The sequence below is a fragment of the Bowmanella denitrificans genome (assembly GCF_002887595.1).
Taxonomy (GTDB): Bacteria; Pseudomonadota; Gammaproteobacteria; order Enterobacterales; family Alteromonadaceae; genus Bowmanella; species Bowmanella denitrificans.
Genome location: NZ_PEBU01000001.1, coordinates 708,868 through 726,801, shown reverse-complemented (window position 1 = coordinate 726,801; position 17,934 = coordinate 708,868). Strand labels below are relative to the sequence as shown.

General features: G+C 46.5%; 17 protein-coding genes. 11 read left to right on the top strand and 6 right to left on the bottom strand.

What is annotated here, in order from left to right; all coding sequences use genetic code 11:
• Positions 1-31: 31 nt before the first annotated feature.
• The 4 genes from gyrB to dnaA are packed head-to-tail and all read right to left on the bottom strand — an operon-like array spanning position 32 to position 6,111.
• Positions 32-2,449, bottom strand: coding sequence for a DNA topoisomerase (ATP-hydrolyzing) subunit B (gyrB, locus tag CSR04_RS03365; protein WP_102794798.1), 2,418 nt, complete (start codon positions 2,447-2,449; stop codon positions 32-34).
• A gap of 8 nt (positions 2,450-2,457) precedes the next feature.
• Positions 2,458-3,543: a DNA replication/repair protein RecF gene (gene recF, locus CSR04_RS03360; protein WP_102794797.1), complete on the bottom strand. Its 1,086-nt coding sequence runs from the start codon at positions 3,541-3,543 to the stop codon at positions 2,458-2,460.
• 45 nt (positions 3,544-3,588) lie between these two features.
• Positions 3,589-4,692 carry a DNA polymerase III subunit beta gene (gene dnaN, locus CSR04_RS03355; RefSeq protein ID WP_102794796.1) on the bottom strand — a complete coding sequence of 368 codons (1,104 nt, stop codon included), beginning with the start codon at positions 4,690-4,692 and terminating at the stop codon, positions 3,589-3,591.
• Between the two features lie 18 nt (positions 4,693-4,710).
• Entirely contained in the window at positions 4,711-6,111 is a 1,401-nt protein-coding gene (gene dnaA, locus CSR04_RS03350) for a chromosomal replication initiator protein DnaA (protein WP_102794795.1), read from the bottom strand.
• Between the two features lie 499 nt (positions 6,112-6,610).
• Between dnaA and rpmH the strand changes: the two genes are divergently transcribed.
• The 6 genes from rpmH to mnmE all read left to right on the top strand — a co-directional run bounded on the left by rpmH (position 6,611) and on the right by mnmE (position 10,911).
• Positions 6,611-6,745, top strand: coding sequence for a 50S ribosomal protein L34 (rpmH, locus tag CSR04_RS03345; protein ID WP_082633349.1), 135 nt, complete (start codon positions 6,611-6,613; stop codon positions 6,743-6,745).
• Between the two features lie 14 nt (positions 6,746-6,759).
• A complete protein-coding gene (gene rnpA / locus CSR04_RS03340) occupies positions 6,760-7,128 on the top strand; it encodes a ribonuclease P protein component (RefSeq protein WP_102794794.1) in 369 nt (122 codons plus the stop codon).
• Positions 7,083-7,322 (top strand): membrane protein insertion efficiency factor YidD, encoded by a 240-nt coding sequence (yidD, locus tag CSR04_RS03335; protein WP_102794793.1) that lies wholly within the window; start codon positions 7,083-7,085, stop codon positions 7,320-7,322. Before rnpA ends, yidD begins: the two co-directional genes overlap by 46 nt.
• Before the next feature lie 17 nt (positions 7,323-7,339).
• Positions 7,340-8,977 carry a membrane protein insertase YidC gene (gene yidC / locus CSR04_RS03330; RefSeq protein ID WP_102794792.1) on the top strand — a complete coding sequence of 546 codons (1,638 nt, stop codon included), beginning with the start codon at positions 7,340-7,342 and terminating at the stop codon, positions 8,975-8,977.
• An 81-nt stretch (positions 8,978-9,058) separates the two neighbouring features.
• On the top strand, positions 9,059-9,541 hold the full coding sequence (locus tag CSR04_RS03325; RefSeq protein WP_102794791.1) for a YajQ family cyclic di-GMP-binding protein: 483 nt from the start codon (positions 9,059-9,061) through the stop codon (positions 9,539-9,541).
• A 5-nt stretch (positions 9,542-9,546) separates the two neighbouring features.
• On the top strand, positions 9,547-10,911 hold the full coding sequence (gene mnmE, locus CSR04_RS03320) for a tRNA uridine-5-carboxymethylaminomethyl(34) synthesis GTPase MnmE (protein WP_102794790.1): 1,365 nt from the start codon (positions 9,547-9,549) through the stop codon (positions 10,909-10,911).
• An 8-nt stretch (positions 10,912-10,919) separates the two neighbouring features.
• Here the strand turns inward: mnmE and CSR04_RS03315 are convergent, their stop codons facing one another.
• On the bottom strand, positions 10,920-11,417 hold the full coding sequence (locus CSR04_RS03315; protein WP_102794789.1) for an STAS domain-containing protein: 498 nt from the start codon (positions 11,415-11,417) through the stop codon (positions 10,920-10,922).
• 27 nt (positions 11,418-11,444) lie between these two features.
• Complete coding sequence (locus tag CSR04_RS03310; RefSeq protein WP_146027094.1) at positions 11,445-12,752, bottom strand: PP2C family protein-serine/threonine phosphatase; 1,308 nt, start codon at positions 12,750-12,752, stop codon at positions 11,445-11,447.
• A 168-nt stretch (positions 12,753-12,920) separates the two neighbouring features.
• Between CSR04_RS03310 and CSR04_RS03305 the strand changes: the two genes are divergently transcribed.
• The 5 genes from CSR04_RS03305 to rsmG all read left to right on the top strand — a co-directional run bounded on the left by CSR04_RS03305 (position 12,921) and on the right by rsmG (position 17,915).
• On the top strand, positions 12,921-13,382 hold the full coding sequence (locus CSR04_RS03305) for a flavodoxin domain-containing protein (RefSeq protein ID WP_102794787.1): 462 nt from the start codon (positions 12,921-12,923) through the stop codon (positions 13,380-13,382).
• Positions 13,383-13,386: 4 nt separating this feature from the next.
• Entirely contained in the window at positions 13,387-14,031 is a 645-nt protein-coding gene (locus CSR04_RS03300) for a DnaT-like ssDNA-binding domain-containing protein (RefSeq protein WP_102794786.1), read from the top strand.
• Positions 14,012-14,827, top strand: a complete 816-nt coding sequence (locus CSR04_RS03295) for an ATP-binding protein (RefSeq protein ID WP_102794785.1) — start codon at positions 14,012-14,014, stop codon at positions 14,825-14,827. Before CSR04_RS03300 ends, CSR04_RS03295 begins: the two co-directional genes overlap by 20 nt.
• Before the next feature lie 548 nt (positions 14,828-15,375).
• The gene (gene mnmG, locus CSR04_RS03290; protein ID WP_102794784.1) at positions 15,376-17,277 is read left to right on the top strand and encodes a tRNA uridine-5-carboxymethylaminomethyl(34) synthesis enzyme MnmG; all 1,902 of its coding nucleotides are present in this window, start codon (positions 15,376-15,378) and stop codon (positions 17,275-17,277) included.
• A gap of 2 nt (positions 17,278-17,279) precedes the next feature.
• A complete protein-coding gene (gene rsmG, locus CSR04_RS03285; RefSeq protein ID WP_245921337.1) occupies positions 17,280-17,915 on the top strand; it encodes a 16S rRNA (guanine(527)-N(7))-methyltransferase RsmG in 636 nt (211 codons plus the stop codon).
• Positions 17,916-17,934: the final 19 nt, after the last annotated feature.

Below are 17,934 nucleotides of genomic sequence, written 5' to 3'. Positions count from 1 at the left end.
TAATAAAAAAGCCGGCTTTCGCCGGCTTTTTCTATACATCCAGGTTTGCGACCCTTAGGGCGTTTTCTTCAATAAAGGCTCTACGTGGTTCAACCTGATCTCCCATCAAACAGGTGAAGAGCTGATCAGCGGCAATGGCATCTTCGATGGTGACCTGCAGCATGCGACGACTCTCAGGATCCATGGTGGTTTCCCACAACTGACTAGGGTTCATTTCACCCAACCCTTTATAGCGCTGAATGTAGGTCCCGCGTTTGGATTCAGTAAGTAACCAGTCAAGCGCCTGGGCAAAACTATCGACTCTCTGGGTTTTCTCTCCGCGGGCAACATAGCCCCCTTCCTCAATCATGCCATTAATAGCCTGATTCAGGTCTCGAATACGTTTGTATTCTGTGGAGTCGATAAAATCATGATCCAGACGATATTCTGTATCAATACCATGCTGACGCATTATGATAACCACATACCAATTAGAGCGCTCGCGGTCTTCGCGGATTTCAAATCGGTATAGAGCGCCGTCACTCTCATGCTCTTCCAGTTCTTTCACCAGCTTCTGTCCCACCGCTTCCAGCTTATTGGTATCAGACAGGTCCTGCAAATTCAGGATATCTGAGTACACCAGACGTGTTAGCATCGCCTTAGGCATGATACGGCTGATTCTGTCTATCATGCTCATCGTAGTCTGATATTGTTTTACCAAACTTTCCAGAGCCACTCCGCTGATGGCTGGCGCGTTCTCATTAACAAACAACGATGCGTTGTCCAGCGCCATGGACGTCAGATAAGCCGTCAATGCAGGATCATCTTTAATGTATTGCTCTTGCTTACCCTTCTTCATTTTGTATAAAGGAGGTTGAGCAATAAAGACATGGCCCCGTTCGATAATCTCTGGCATTTGCCGATAGAAGAAGGTCAGCAATAATGTGCGAATATGCGAACCGTCAACATCGGCATCTGTCATGATGATTATACTGTGATAACGCAGTTTTTCCGGGTCGTACTCGTCACGGCCTATACCGCAGCCCAAAGCGGTAATAAGTGTCGCTACCTCCTGCGAGGAAAGCATTTTATCAAAACGTGCTTTTTCAACGTTCAGAATCTTGCCCTTTAACGGCAGAATGGCCTGATTTTTACGGTTCCTACCCTGCTTTGCAGACCCTCCTGCAGAATCTCCTTCCACTATGTAGAGTTCGGATAGGGCTGGATCCTTTTCCTGACAATCAGCTAGCTTTCCGGGCAGCCCGGCTAGATCCAGGGCTCCCTTACGACGCGTCATTTCTCTGGCCTTCCTGGCGGCTTCACGAGCACGGGCAGCATCAATTATTTTGCCGGCAATGATTTTTGCATCACCAGGATTTTCCAGTAAAAACTCCTGTAACTTCTCACCCATAGTGGTTTCGACTGCGGGCTTCACCTCAGATGAAACAAGTTTGTCTTTCGTTTGAGATGAGAATTTTGGATCCGGTACTTTTACTGAAACAACAGCAGTTAGCCCTTCCCGAGCATCATCTCCACTGGCATTGGTTTTTGACTTCTTATTCAGTCCTTCCGCTTCCATATAGTTATTCAGGGTACGGGTCAGTGCCCCCCTGAAACCGGCCAGGTGTGTACCACCATCTCGTTGTGGGATGTTATTGGTGAAGCAATAGATGTTTTCCTGAAAGCCGTCATTCCATTGCATCGCCACTTCTACGCTAATGCCATCGTCTCTCTCACTGGAGAAATGAAAGGCTTTCTGATGCACAGGTGTTTTGTTCTGGTTTAGATACTGTACAAAGGCTTTGATGCCACCTTCGTAGCAGAAATGATCAGACTTCCCATCACGTTCATCGGTCAGATAGATAGAGACACCTGAGTTCAGGAAAGAGAGTTCTCTTAAACGCTTTGCCAAGATGTCATAGTGAAATTCAACATCAGAGAATGTCGCGGGGCTGGGCCAAAAGCGAATGCTGGTACCTTTCTCATCGGTTTCACCAACCGGAGCCAAAGGCGCTTGCGGCACACCATGATGGTATTCTTGTTCATGGATTTTTCCACCGCGACGAATGCGCAATTGCAACTTTTCAGACAAGGCGTTTACTACAGAAACACCCACACCATGCAATCCACCCGAAACCTTGTACGAGTTATCGTCGAATTTACCACCGGCATGTAAGACCGTCATAATAACTTCAGCAGCAGATACGCCCTCTTCAGGGTGAATTTCGGTGGGTATGCCACGACCGTTGTCTTTGACCGAGACAGAGCCATCATTATGTATGGCAATGCGAATATCTGAACAGTGTCCCGCCAAAGCCTCATCGATGGAGTTGTCTACAACCTCAAACACCATATGATGCAGACCGGTGCCATCATCGGTATCGCCAATATACATTCCGGGTCTTTTTCTGACCGCATCCAGTCCTTTTAGTACTTTGATACTCGATGAATCATAGTTGTTTTCAGACATTTTTATATCTACTCCTCTTTCACCTGGCCATGTTCCACGTGAAACATTTTTTTATCTGTGTAACCTTCCAGAAAGGCTACCTGCTGTTTTTCAACTGCTGTTACAAAAATCTGTGCTGATGAATCCAAAAGGGCCTTCACAAAGGCCTCACGTTTACCGGAATCGAGCTCCGCCCCAATATCGTCCAACAAAAAGATGCATGATCTACCCTTCTGTTGCAGAAGATACTGAGATTGCGACAGTAACAAGGCAGCCATCAACATTCTTACTTGCCCACGCGACAGAACTTCTTGCGCAATGATGCCGTCTGCCTTTATGCGCAGATCTGCCTTATGAGGCCCTGACGAGCTATAACCAAACTTGATGTCCTTCTGAAGATTTTGCTTCAGAACCTCGGCTAGTGGCTTACCTCTTTCCCACCCACTATGATACGAAATTTCGAAGGAAAACTCAGGTAGAAAATAGCTTAGGTTGGTAAGTATATTGGGCTTAAGCGCTTCCACGTAATCAGTTCTAAGCCGGTCCAGATGCTCGCCGCAATCAGCAAATGCGGCGTTCCAAAATGTTGCTTCCTGGCTATGAATGCCCCCGCCCCTGAGTAATGCATTTCGTTGGGAGAGAACTTGCTGAAATCTGCCAGCTACAGATAAAAAAGACTGTTCCACGTGGAACAATCCCCAATCTAAAAACTTTCGTCTTAAGCTGGGAGCGCCATAAATAACGTCTGTACTGCTCGGCGTGAACAACTGAACCGGCAAAAGTCGAACCAAGTCAGATGAACGAGATAGTGCCTCGCCATTTACCCTAGCTAGAAAATCGCCATTCCGAAATCTCTGATAACCAATACTGGCTTCGTATTCCTTCTCATCTTTAGCCTTACAGAACACAGTAAATGAATCTTGAAGATGCTGAATCACATTCTGATGCTTGGCACTTCGGAATGACCGACCAAAGCCCAGATAATGAATGGCCTCAAGGAAAGAAGATTTCCCACTTCCGTTTGCACCGTAAATGACATTCAACCCGGCAGTCGGATTAAGACTAACGTCCTGCAGGTTTCTAAACTGCTGGACCTGAATGCGCTCCAGTTTCATATGTAAACTGGAGCGAAAAGGAAAATGTGGTGTCGCAAATTATCTCTATAGCCTCATTGGCATAATGACATAGAGTGCAGAATCATCCTTTGCATCTTCTATCAATGCACTGCTGTTAGAGTCCGACAAGCTAATTTTTACGTTTTCAGAAGACAATGCGTTCAACACATCAATCAAATAGGCTACGTTAAAGCCAATCTCAAGATTAGCCCCCTCGTAGTTAACATCGACAATTTCTTCGGCCTCTTCCTGCTCGGGGTTATTAGCAGTAATCTTAAGCTCCCCGGTTGCCAGGTTAAGTCTCACTCCCCTAAACTTTTCATTAGAAAGAATGGAGGCACGAGAAAACGCCTGTTTCAGAATTTCTTTACTAGCTTCAACCAGCTTATCGCCGTCTTTCGGCAACACTCTGCGATAATCAGGAAAACGCCCATCAACCAGCTTACTGGTAAATATGAAATCGGTTGAGAAAATACGAATGTGATTTGCACCAATTTGAACTTTTAGCTGCTTATCGTCATTTTCAATAAGACGGGAAATCTCCATGACCCCTTTTCGAGGAACAATTACCTGTCTGTCAGGCAAAGCGGTCCCTTCATACTGAATCCGGCACAACGCCAAACGATGGCCATCAGTAGCGACAGTACGAATAATGCCATTCTCTGTTTCCAATGACATACCATTCAGATAGTACCGTACGTCCTGCTGCGCCATGGAGAAATGGGTACTGTCGATCAATTTTTTTAGTTGAGACTGAGAAATTTCAAACTCAACCTCGCCTTGCCAGTCTTCCAGGTTTGGATATTCACTTGCGGGTAGCGTAGATAACGAATAACGCCCCCGTCCCGACTTCAACAGCGCCTTGTTGCCTTCCAGATGAAATTCAACATCAGTACTATCAGAAAATCCTTTTACAATATCCAACAGCTTCTTCGCAGGAACGGTGATCTCGCCATCCTCCGAATCGCCCAACAGACTCATATTGGATATCAGCTCCACCTCTAAATCAGTACCCGTCAGCCATAGTGTTCCCTCACTTACCTTAATAAGTACATTTGAGAGTATAGGTAAAGTGTGTCTGCGTTCGACTGCACCGGCAACCAACTGTAGTGGCTGTAAGAAGTTTTCCCTACTTATAGTAAATTTCATGAGCGACTCGTTGTTGTTTTAAGACGACAGGGTTCGAATCAAATTCTGATAATCTTCTTTAATATCATGACTCTCTTCTCGAAGCTGGGTTATTTTTCGGCATGCATGCAATACGGTTGTATGATCCCGCCCACCAAATGCATCGCCTATTTCGGGCAAGCTATGGTTGGTCAATTCCTTAGCCAGGGCCATTGCCACTTGCCTGGGTCTGGCAACACTACGGCTTCTTCTTTTAGAGAGTATGTCGGCTACCTTGATTTTATAATACTCGGCGACCGTTTTCTGAATGTTATCTATAGTAACCAGTTTTTCCTGCAAGGCTAATAGATCTCTGAGCGCCTCACGAACAAAATCTATGGTAATTGGTCTGCCAGTAAAGTTGGCGTTGGCTATTACCCTGTTTAACGCACCTTCCAGTTCCCGGACATTGGAACGTAATCGCTTAGCTATAAAAAATGCCACTTCGTCGGGAAGATGAATCCGATTTTCGACCGCTTTTCTCATCAAGATGGCTACCCGGGTTTCCAACTCTGGCGGCTCGATAGCAATAGTTAATCCCCAGCCAAAACGAGATTTCAGCCTATCCTCCACACCATCAATTTCTTTAGGATAGCGATCAGATGTGAGAATGATCTGTTGATTACCTTCCAATAACGCATTAAATGTATGGAAAAATTCTTCCTGAGATCGATCCTTTTTGGCAAAAAACTGAATATCATCAATTAGCAATGCATCAACAGACCGATAATAACGTTTGAATTCCTCAATAGCATTGTTTTGCAGGGCCTTTACCATGTCCTGAACAAATCGCTCAGAGTGCATGTATACAACCTTGGCATCTTTATTACGTGCCATCAATCCATTACCTACGGCATGCAATAAATGGGTTTTACCCAAACCTGTACCGCCATAAATAAACAAGGGGTTGTAAGCGCCACCGGGGTTATCTGCAACCTGGCTGGCTGCAGCTCTGGCCAGTTGGTTAGATTTACCCTCAACAAAGTTATCAAAGGTATAGGTCAGGTTGATATTACTCTTGTGTTCTACCCTAACCCCCTGTCCTGCCATATTCTGCTGCGGCTGAGCAGATACGGGGGGGACATTGAACGATGTTGTCTGCCCCTGATGAAAGTTAGCCGGAGCCTGACTTGTCATACTAGGCACCACAGACGACGCAACGCCCACATCAAAGTGTAAAGCTGGCGCCTGCTCGGGCGCACAAATCTCATCAAACAGTTCTGAAATACGTGAAATGTATTTGTCTCTGACCCAATCAAGTACAAAACGGTTAGGCGCAAACAAGGTCAGAGTTGAACTGTCATATTGAGCCTGCAAGGGGCGTATCCACATACTGAACTGTTGAGTCGGCAACTCTTGCTGCAGCCGCCTGAGGCACTCTTCCCACAATGACATTGACAACCCCCGCCGGCACTAGCACCCGACCCAGAAAATTGATGAAGAAAAAACGAACCGGGCAAAGATCTCAGATGATCTGCTACACCCGCTTTAGACTAAGGCTGTGAATTATTGCGCAAATTTATCCACAAGTTCAACATTGATCTTATCTGCATTTGTGCAGCTTCCGCACAAAACCACTATATCATTGTTTTAATTATATTTTTATTTATGTAATGGCAGGACAATTTAAAATACTAAGTGAGCTTGGTTGGATTGACTGGTGGATAAAAACCCCGCATATAATGAAAGAATTAGCAAGCCTATCGACTATAACTGTGGATAAAATCAGGGCATAACCCTAGGTTATTAACAGGAACGATCGATTAACGTAAAGCAAAGCACTAACAGATCACCAATTTACGTTGACATAAGCTGTACAGATCTCTAAAATTCGGCGTCCTTTTGAGCACATCCCGTGCTTAAATTGATCCATCAGTAATTGAAAGCGGCGGACTAGGTTATGAAAAGAACATTTCAACCAAGTAATTTGAAGCGTAAACGTTCACACGGTTTTCGTGCCCGCATGGCGACAAAGAATGGCCGCAAGGTTCTTGCCAGTCGTCGTGCTAAAGGCCGTGCTCGTTTATCAGCCTAATTGCATTTATCGAAGTGGGTGAAAATCAATTTTCTCGGGAGTTAAGGTTACTTACTCCCACCCATTTCGAGAATGTATTTCAGCAAGCCATACCTGCAGTATCTCCACAACTAACGCTGTTGGCCAGACATAACGGCCTATCCCATCCAAGAATTGGTATAACACTGTCGAAAAAAAGGGTCAGGAAAGCTCATGACCGCAATCGGCTTAAGCGTGTTATTCGAGAAAGTTTTCGACTAGCCCAACATGATCTACCTAGTGCTGATATAGTGGTAGTGGGAAAATCCGGGTTAGATAAAATGACCAATCAGCAATTGTCTGAACTGTTAAGTCGGTTATGGAAAAAGCTAAAACAGCGCTGCAATCAGCAAGCGTCTGGCTGATTCGCCAGTATCAAAGATGGATATCTCCCATGCTTGGCCCAAGATGCAGGTTCAATCCAACCTGCTCGGAATATGCGATTGGCGCAATAAATCGTCATGGATTGCTGATTGGTTGTTGGTTAAGCACCAAACGCATATTAAAATGCCACCCTTTACATCCGGGGGGAGACGATCCCGTCCCGCCGAAAACTTAAAATAAAAGTAGTCTGTTATGGAATCCCAAAGAAGCTTTCTTCTCATTGGTCTGGCCCTGGTCAGCTTTTTATTATGGCAACAATGGCAAATGGACTATGGTCAACCGCCGGTCCAGCAAGCGCCGTTAAGCCAAAACACTGATGTCTCACCGGATAGAGCAACAACATCTGGCGATGTTCCCAGCGCTGATATTCAACATGTGCCAGCCTCTGCCGAGACTAGCAATCGCCTGATAAAGGTCGTTACCGACAGCCTGGACGTGTTAATAGACACCCGCGGTGGCGACATAGTATCGGTTAAATTAGCCGACTATCCCGTTACACAGGGCTCCAGCGAGAGCTTCCAGTTGCTGACGCAGGACCCGGCCCATCTCTATATCGCCCAAAGTGGTTTAATCGGCCCGAATGGTCCAGATTCTTCCAGTAAAGGTCGACCTGTATACACTGTTACCGCAGAAGAATATCAGCTTGAGGGTGACAGTCTGGTTGTCCCACTTAGCTATCAGACTGACAGTGGCCTGCAAATCACCAAGAACTTTATCTTTAAAAAAGGCCAGCACGATATTGAAGTGCGGTATCAGGTCAATAACCAAACTAACGCTGATATACAAATTCAGCAGTATGCGCAGCTAAAGCAGACACTGGCTGGCCCGGAAGGCAGCATGTTTATGCCCACATACCGCGGAGCTGCCTATTCCACTGCAGAGCACCGCTACAAAAAGCATCAGTTTGATGACATTGAAGACGAAAAGCTAAATGAAGTAACACAAGGTGGCTGGGTAGCCATGTTGCAGCACTACTTCGTTTCGGCCTGGGTTCCACCTCAGGATGCCCAAAACACGCTGTATAGCCGAATCTTAAGTGCGCAATACGCCAGCATTGGCTTTAAAGGTAATCTGGTCAATATTGCCGCTGGTGACCAAGCAGAAATCAGCAGCATATTTTATGCAGGCCCCAAAGATCAGGATGATTTGGAGCTGCTTGCCAGGGGCCTGGACCTAACTGTTGACTACGGCATTCTGTGGTGGTTGTCCAAACCGCTGTTCTGGTTACTGCAGTTTATCCATGGTTTGGTGGGTAACTGGGGGCTGGCAATTATCTTTATCACAATCATCGTTAAAGGTGCCATGTATCCCCTGACTAAGGCGCAATACGAGTCCATGGCCAAGTTACGTGCTTTGCAGCCAAAGATGCAGGCATTAAAAGAAAGGTATGGTGAGGATCGCCAGAAGATGTCGCAGGCGATGATGGAAATGTACAAGAAGGAAAAGGTCAATCCGATGGGTGGCTGTTTCCCTCTGATACTGCAGATGCCAATATTCCTGGCCTTGTATTGGGTATTCCTGGAAAGTGTTGAATTACGCCATGCTGACTTCTTCCTGTGGATTACAGATTTGTCGGTGAAAGACCCCTACTTTGTATTGCCTATATTAACTGGCGCCAGTATGTATCTGTTGCAGAAACTGCAACCCATGACCATCCAGGATCCGATGCAACAAAAAATAATGCAGTGGATGCCGGTAATGATGAGTGTGTTCTTCTTATGGTTCCCGGCGGGTCTTGTATTGTACTGGCTAATCAGTAACGTGATTACGCTGGTGCAGGCGAAGATGATCTACGCGTCAATGGAAAAACGCGGTATCAAGTCGCATTAAGCGCCATAATTTAAAGGCCCGATGCAAGGGCCTTTTTTATCCTTTAGATAAAAAGCACTCAATCATCAATAAGGAAGCCCCATGCCATCTTTTGATATCGTCTCTGAAATAGATTTGGTTGAAGTAAAAAATGCTGTCGACAATGCCATCCGCGAACTGGATACCAGATTCGACTTTCGTGGCGTTGAGGCAAGCTACGAACAGAAAGACAATCAAATTACCCTAATCGCAGAAGCAGAATTCCAGTTGCAGCAAATGCAGGAAATTTTGCGTTCCAAATGCGCCAAACGCGGTGTCAGTACCGCAAGTATTGAGCAAAAAGGCATAGACCGCAGCGGCAAAACCTTTAAACAGATATTGGTTTTCCGCCAGGGTATCGAACAAGATATGGGTAAGAAGATCACTAAGCTAATTAAGGAAAGCAAAGTCAAAGTGCAGGCTTCTATTCAAGGGGATCAGGTCAGAGTCAGCGGCAAAAAGCGCGATGACCTACAAGAAGCCATCGCCTTGGTTAAATCTGCTGATCTTGGGCAACCTTTCCAGTACACCAATTTTCGCGATTAACCCATATGACCGCTGCGCAAACCATAGTGGCACAAGCGACGGCTCCGGGTCGCGGTGGTGTAGGTATTATCCGGGTATCAGGTGACAAGGCAGCCGATGTTGCTGAGCACATACTGGGAAAACTACCCAGACCAAGGTATGCAGAATATTTGCCTTTTTATGATAGCCAAGGGCAGGTATTGGATCAGGGTATTGCCCTGTATTTTAAAGGGCCACATTCCTTTACCGGTGAAGATGTACTGGAGCTGCAAGGCCATGGTGGCCAAGTCGTTATGGACATGCTGCTACGTAGTATTCTGACCATCCAAGGATTACGGATGGCCAGACCGGGTGAATTCAGCGAGCGGGCCTTTTTAAACGACAAATTAGACCTGGCCCAGGCAGAAGCCATTGCCGATCTGATTGATGCCAGTTCCGAGCAGGCTGCGCGATCTGCCTTACGTTCATTGCAAGGCGCGTTTTCTAATCAAGTCCATCAATTAGTTGAACAAGTTGTCCATCTGCGTATCTATGTTGAAGCGGCCATAGATTTTCCCGATGAAGAGGTGGATTTCCTGTCAGATGGAAAGGTACAAGCAGACCTGCAGAGTATTATCCGTCAACTCGCCGACATTCTCAGCCAGGCGCAACAAGGCAGTATTTTACGCGAAGGTATGCGGGTGGTTATCGCGGGTCGCCCCAATGCGGGTAAATCCAGCCTGTTGAACGCTTTGGCTGGCCGGGAAGCGGCTATTGTCACCGATATAGCCGGTACCACCCGTGATGTACTCAAAGAGCATATCCATATTGATGGTATGCCATTGCATATTATTGACACAGCCGGTTTACGCGACAGCGACGATAAGGTGGAACAAATAGGTATCCAGCGGGCCTGGGACGAAATCGCTCAGGCAGATCGGGTGCTGTTAATGGTAGACAGCAATGAAACAGCACTAACCGATCCACATGCTATCTGGCCTGAATTTATCGATCGGCTGCCCAAAGGGGTAAAAGTGACGTTAATCCGCAACAAGGTGGATCTATCCGGCGAACCAATCGAAAAGCTTGAAGCCAATGGGCACACCCTGATCCGCCTCTGCGCCAGCAAGGCCCAGGGAATAGAACTACTCGCTCAGCACCTAAAAGACTGTATGGGTTTTGATGCGAATACAGAAGGTCAGTTTATCGCCCGTCGCCGTCACTTAGATGCGCTTGAACGCGCAGCACAACATCTTGAAAATGGCCTGCACCAGTTACTTAGTCATCTGGCTGGCGAGCTTTTGGCGGAAGAACTGCGGCTGGTTCAGCAGCAGTTGAATGAAATCACCGGTGAATTTAGTTCAGATGACTTACTGGGGCGTATATTCAGTTCTTTCTGTATCGGTAAATAGTCAGAAATCTATTTCCTGCTATTTTTTAATTCTTCAGCCATTAAATCCACTACCGGCTGAAACATAGCTTTATTACTGTCACTTAAGTCGCTGAGGGCTTTATGTGCCTGGTAGATTAGTCTGGCCTGCATGTCATCACTGGTATCCCCTTCCAGCCCCTGAAAGTTAAGCTGTTCCCTGCTCCTTTTAACCATTACAAACACCTGATCAAGGCACATACTTCTCAGCAATTGCAGCATGTCCTCATTGTTACAAACCAGCGCAGGCTTGCCGCTATCGGCAGCGATGCTGTATTTAGCAATCATGGCCAACAAACCAAGACAGGTACTGTCCATATAGCGGGTCTGGCTTAAATCTACTGAAACAGCATTACAGCGTTTCAGTGGCTTAAATAAAGACTGTACATAGGAATCCATCCCTTGCACATCAGTATGCCTGAGATCGCCTACAAACTTGAATACACACACACCAGCCTGACAAGCAAACAAAACATGTTCTTTATTCATTACATCTCCGCGGCCAGCAGTTGATTACTATCTCGTCACAGCCAACATAGCCAAATCATCCGGTAAGCTCATTGACTCACTTATACCCAGACGACCCGCCAAATCTTGCAAATCTTTCACAGGTGCTTTCACACAAGCATGCAGTGCTGCCATTTTCGCTTCGAGCGTTTTCTCGGTCATAATTTCCAGCACACCATCAGAGAATAAATAAAGTTGAAACGCCTCAGCCAAATGACATTCCGCACTTTGATATTGACTGAAATCAAACAACCCCACTGGCGTACCACGGCTTTCCACAAATTCAGCACGTTCATGCTGGATCAGCAACGGCCAGGGAAATATGCCACCATTTATATATCTGCATTGGTTATTTTGTCTGTCTATTACGGCATAGAAAATCGCAATATGCTTGCCCAGGTTCTCTGCTAACAAGGCACAGTTTAGGGCGGTTAACACTGCAGCAGGGTCGAGAACACTTTGCTCTTCCCCGCGTCGGTATTGCTCCAGCATATTAGAAATAAAACGTTTAAGGTAAACCGTCACAAAAGCCGATGACACACCATGACCGGAAACGTCGGCCAGGTAAAATCCCACATAGCGATCGTCAATAGCAAAATAGTCAACAAAATCACCACTCATAAACTCAGAGGGCAATAAAATATGCGCAAAGTCTATGCCGTTGATGTGTGTGTCAGATGCCGGAAGCAATTTAAACTGAATACGTTTTCCAGCCTCTTCACCTTCCTGCAACGCCTGCACCGTGCGCTGTAACTTGGCATTGGCCTTTTGTAACTCTTTTGTACGTTGCTGGACCTTTATTTCCAGCTCCTGATTCAACTGAACAACCTGCTCTATATATTTATATGAACGCAAGGAAGACACCACTGCGGTCAGTAACTTCTGCAGAGTGAGTTCGGTTTTTTCTTTATAGTCATTAATATCGTACTTGAGGATCACTTCCTGTTCCGGTGCATGACCTGGCTGACCGGTTCTTAAAATTATCCGAACTGCATCATTGTGGAGCTCTCGACGAATATACTTCACCAGTTGCAAGCCGGCGTCATCAGACTCCATCACAACATCCAATAAGACTAAGGCTATATTAGGTTCACTGGTTAGGACTTCACGAGCCTGTATACCGCTTCTGGCGCTAAGCAGTTGCAATGGCCGACCTTCAAATACCAGATCTCTTAACACCAAGCGGGTAAGGACATGCACTTCCTCATCATCATCTACCACTAACACCTTCCAGGGGCTGCCTCCGGCAGGGGAATCAGCCGATTCATCCTCTTCACTGCAAAACAGCAATTCATCTTGTTCTGAAGTTTGATTCATTTGTAACCTGAGCAGAGTAAAATTTTTAGGGCAGTCGCCATAGCCTTCACTATAGCGCCCAATATTGCACACCGACAGAATCGCTGTGATTATCTGGCAAAATCACGCAAGGCCATTTTATCGACAACTTGATATAATGCTGCCATGCAAGCAAACCCTGTATTAAACATGCGACAGATAGAGATATTGGTTGGTTCAATGCTTGGCGCGACAGAATATGTAGCAGACGCCATCAGCGCTAAACTTTCAGCACTAGGTATTGAACACAGGCAGCACCTTAACCCAAACCTGCCAAGCCTAAACATTAATAGTCTTTGGTTTGTCTGTACCTCTACCCACGGTGCAGGGGAACTACCAGATAATATCCAACCTTTTGCCAGACAAATCGCCGGACGTTCACTGCTAGGGCAACCCTACCTGGTGGTGGGTTTAGGTGACAGCAGCTATGACACATTCTGCGAGGGCAGCAAACAGATGCAAAGGCTCCTTGATGCAGCCGGTGCTAAATTACTTGCCCCCCCTCTGCACGTGGATGTGCTGGAACATCCTGTCCCGGAAGACAAAGTCATAGAATGGATTGAATCTGAACTGACAACGGACGTATTAATGCAATGGCTGGATCAGGAGTGAGTCATTGAATCAGTCAGAACTCATTGCGCTGCAAACCACATTGAGCAACGAAGCGAGAGTGCTTTATTGCCTGGGCTTACGACCAGAGGTTGATAAAACTTCTGGTCTGACACAGCCTCTCAATTACCGGAAATTACTGGCGCTGCTCAACAGCAAGCAAACCTTGTTTAATTTAGGCCGTCATATAAATCAGTTACTTAAGGAACTGGCCGACGCCGGTCTGGTAGATTGTCAGGAGCAATGTATCAGTTCACGTAGCCTGAATGGACAACAATTGCTGTTACCACTGGTGGCAACGTCCGTCAGCCAGTATCAGAGCTTACACTTGCAATGGCAGTCTATGTCGATGGACTGGCGCCCGGATGACAAACTGTTCGATGAGCTTAGCCAACTGGTAGGCCTGCTGGATAACCAATATACTGATGAAGACCTGGGTGAATTTATTGCTTACTGGTTAACACGTCCTGAAATCAATCTGACTGGCTTTCAGTGGACCCAGAAGTTTGTTTTGCATCTCAAAAAATCGCGACTAGCTCCAGGGCAAAAGCAAAAAGTAGGGCATCAACTGGTCGCTGTAACAGCCGGCCTGAGTGCAGACGAAAACGCTAAAAAACTGGTGGAGAAATACAGTGCAAAGTCTAAAGGATAAAATAGAACAGTTCGGCCGAACACTAGGTAAAACAAGCCGGGTGGAGCAAGCAAAAGATTATGCACAGTTGAGAAAGGAATACGAGCACCAGGCCAACCAGGAAGTCAGACAGTTGCAGTTGGATGCAAAGCGCAAACGGATTGAACAGATCCATGGCCGCTCCGACCTGAATTCAAAGTGGACATTCAGTAATCTAATACAAGACAGCCCGGATGTTACCGAAGCTGTCAGCATCGCCCAGTCTTTTATCGCTGCACATAGTGATCCAAGCTGGCGTGCCAGTGGTTCACATATGATGCTGTTCTACGGCGACTATGGACGTGGCAAGTCACACATTGCTGGCGCCATTGCCCATGAGTTGATTGACCGATATGAAATTTCCGTCTTATACCGGCAATTAACCAGCCTGTTAGAGATGCGTTATTTTTCATATGACTACTCGGCAAAAGACGATATAGGTCAGAAATTCAGGGAAATCACCCAGGAACTGATGACGGTGGACCTGCTCATCCTTGACGAAGTCTGCGTCAATGAAACCATGCTTAAGAAAAGCACCCAAAGTTGGTTAGGCACTTTGCTTAGGCAAAGGTACAGCCAGAACAAGAACTGTATTCTGATTACTAATCATGATTTAGCCGGTTTGGAGCAAGCAGTAGGCCCTTACTGCTTTGAATCGATTAAGGAATACGACACTTACAAAGTGCGTTTTAATGGCCCAAGCAGACGGAAAACTGTCGAAGATGACTTTACTACAACGAAAAAAACCTCTGGGTACGTGCCTAACCAGGTAAGATAATTCCATGCCTTGCATCAGCATACTGGTTAGTGTGCTGATGCCGTTAAAACTCACCACACTCTTATCCCCAGTGAATTGGATCAAAACACCAGATCCTCGATCAGCCCAGTTCGGTAAAGGATCTTGTGATCTTACCCAAGATCAACCCCAAGCTTATACACAGAGATGGCACAGGATTACAGGCTTTGTGGATAAGATCTAGTGTAATGCTGTGATCATCCTTTGATCACTCATAGAATAACTTTTCACTTCTCCCCCCCTGTGGATAAGATCGCGTTTTGATCCCAGCTTATACCGGGTAGATCAGTATTTACTCACACCTTAGATCAACATCTAAAATATTGATAAATATAAGTTATATTGTGTTATCCAAAGGATCGGCCGTGCTTAAAAACAATAAAAATAAATAAAGAGATCTAAACAGATCCTTTCTTTTATTATCCGGATCCAAGGATCAAAAAGATCTGCTGCTCGAATTTTAATCGTTCCGTTTAGAGCCGAAACTCTATAGAATATGCGCCCCGAATTTGGCAGGTTAGAAGTGAAAGATGTTCTACACAGAAAACTTTGATGTCATTGTTGTTGGTGGCGGCCATGCCGGTACTGAAGCTGCTCTGGCCTCTGCTCGGATGGGTGCAGCCACCTTGCTGCTAACTCACAACATAGACACTTTGGGACAGATGTCCTGTAACCCTGCTATCGGTGGTATTGGTAAAGGCCATTTAGTGAAGGAAATTGATGCCTTGGGTGGTGCCATGGCCAAGGCGGCGGATCAGGGCGGGATCCAGTTCAGAACGCTAAATTCCAGTAAGGGCCCGGCAGTAAGAGCGACCAGAGCCCAGGCAGATCGTAGCCTATACAAGGCAGCTATTCGTAACATACTGGAACAACAGCCTAATCTGACATTATTTCAACAATCTTGTGATGATCTGATTGTGGAAAATGATCAGGTTGTAGGGGTGGTTACCCAGATGGGCCTTAAGTTCCAGGCCAAAACGGTGGTGATGACCGTAGGAACTTTTCTTGGAGGGCTGATTCATATTGGCCTGCAGAATTATCAGGGGGGTCGTGCAGGTGACCCACCGGCCAATGCCCTGTCTAAACGTCTGAGAGATTTGCCTTTCAGGGTAGGCCGCTTAAAAACAGGTACGCCAGCGCGTCTGGATGCCAGGACTCTGGACTTCTCAAAGATGCAGGAGCAACCTGGTGATGATCCTCTGCCGGTGTTTTCTTATCTGGGTAAGGTCGAAGATCACCCCAGACAGATCCCTTGCTATATCACTCATACCAATGAGCAAACCCATGACATTATCCGCGCCAATCTGCATCAGTCGCCTATGTATGCGGGAGTAATCGAAGGCATAGGACCCAGATACTGCCCTTCCATTGAAGATAAGATCGTGCGCTTTGCGGACAAGATCTCACATCAGATCTTTGTCGAACCGGAAGGGCTGAACAGCATCGAAATTTACCCTAATGGTATTTCAACCAGTTTACCTTTTGATGTGCAATGGCAATTGGTGCGCTCCATCAAAGGCTTTGAAAATGCACATATTGTGCGACCTGGCTATGCCATAGAATATGACTTCTTTGATCCAAGGGATCTGAAACAATCTTTAGAAACTAAGTTTATCAAAGGGTTATTCTTTGCCGGACAGATTAACGGTACAACCGGGTATGAAGAAGCCGGTGCACAGGGGTTAATCGCAGGCATGAATGCTGCCCTGCAGGTGCAGGGTAAAGACGCCTGGACGCCAAGGCGTGACGAAGCCTATGTAGGTGTTTTGATCGACGATCTGGCGACTATGGGTACACAAGAACCTTACCGTATGTTTACCAGCCGTGCCGAGTATCGCTTACTTCTGCGCGAAGACAATGCGGATTTGCGTCTGACAGCAAAAGGTCGGGAGCTTGGGCTGGTGGACGACACCCGCTGGGCTGTTTTCAATAACAAACTGGAAGCCATCGAGACTGAACGTCAGCGTCTGCGCAGCCAATGGGTGCATCCCAAGCATCCGGCCGCAGAAGCTTTGAACCAGAAATTGAAAAATCCTGTGGTACGCGAGCATTCTCTTGAGGAACTGATTCGTCGCCCGGAGATGAGCTACGCTGAGCTAATGCAGATCCAGGATCTTGGTCCGGGCCTGGATGATCCCCTGGCTGCAGAACAAGTGGAAATTCAGATCAAATATGCTGGCTACATAGAACGTCAGAAGGATGAAATTGAGCGAACACAACGCAATGAGAATACCTTGCTGCCGCTTGATTTCGATTATGCCTGTATTTCTGGTTTATCAAATGAAGTGGTCGCCAAGCTAAAAGCGGCCCGTCCTGAGACTGTGGGTAAAGCATCCCGTATTTCAGGTATAACGCCCGCGGCAATTTCATTGTTGTTGGTGCACCTGAAAAAACAGGGGCTGCTTAAGAAACTGGAAAAAGAATCTGCCTGATGATGCTCGTCGATAGTGAATTGCTCGCCAGCCTGGATGACGGTCTTGCCAACTTGTCTCTGTCGGTTAGTCTGACGCAAAAACAAAATCTGGTTCGCTTTGTTCAACTGATAGACAAGTGGAACAAAGCATATAACCTCACTTCGGTGCGTGACCCCAAGGAAATGCTGGTTAAGCATATTCTCGATTCAATTGTGGTTGCGCCACTGTTGCAGGGAAGCCGGTTTATTGATGTGGGTACCGGGCCGGGTTTACCTGGCATACCACTGGCTATTATGCGGCCTGATTGTGAGTTTGTATTGCTTGACAGTCTGGGCAAAAGGGTTCGTTTCATTAAGCAGGTAGCGCACGAACTGGCACTACCTAATGTGCAAGCCGTGCAGTGCCGGGTTGAGGAATTTCAGCAGGGTATACCTTTTGATGCTGTTTTAAGCCGTGCTTTCGCTTCGATAAAAGATATGTTGCACTGGTGCCAGCATCTGGTAGATTCTGAGGGGGTTTTTCTGGCCCTAAAGGGTCAGTTTCCAGGCGAAGAAATGGATGACATCCCTGCCAATTTTGCGGTCAGTGAAGTGGTCAAGCTGGATGTGCCCGGTCTGGATGCACAACGACATCTGGTCAAGATCCGAAAAATCTAACAGAACGTGGGGAAGCTTG